Annotated in this window: 1 pseudogene; it reads left to right on the forward strand. The window is 36.6% G+C overall.

The features are described from left to right. Positions 1 to 454: pseudogene (locus tag PL9214_RS29615) on the forward strand (IS5/IS1182 family transposase); the annotation flags it as partial.

The following is a 454-nucleotide window of genomic DNA, read 5'->3' on the forward strand; positions in this document are numbered from 1 at the left end:
AAATAGCCAAACAACGCCGACCTTCCCGACAAAAAAGACGAAAGGCAGTTAAAAAACAACTGCAATATATTAAACGAAACTTAGGACATATAGACCAACTTATCGCCAATAGAGCAACGCTGGATAGCTTAAATAACAAGCAATATAAGAGTTTATTAGTAATATCAGAAGTTTACCGTCAACAGCAATGGATGTTTGATAATAACAAACAGAGTATTTCCGATAGAATCGTCAGTTTGAGCCAACCTCATATTCGTCCGATTGTGCGAGGAAAAGCCGGAACTTCAGTAGAATTTGGTGCCAAATTGTCGGCGAGTTGTCTGGATGAATATGTATTTCTTGACCGAATTAGTTGGGATAATTTTAACGAATCCTGTGATTTAAAAGCACAAATAGAGGCTTTTAAAGAATATACGGGGTATTATCCTGAGTCAGTCCATGTAGATAAAATTTA

Origin of the sequence: Planktothrix tepida PCC 9214 (assembly GCF_900009145.1) — a bacterium.
GTDB lineage: Bacteria > Cyanobacteriota > Cyanobacteriia > Cyanobacteriales > Microcoleaceae > Planktothrix > Planktothrix tepida.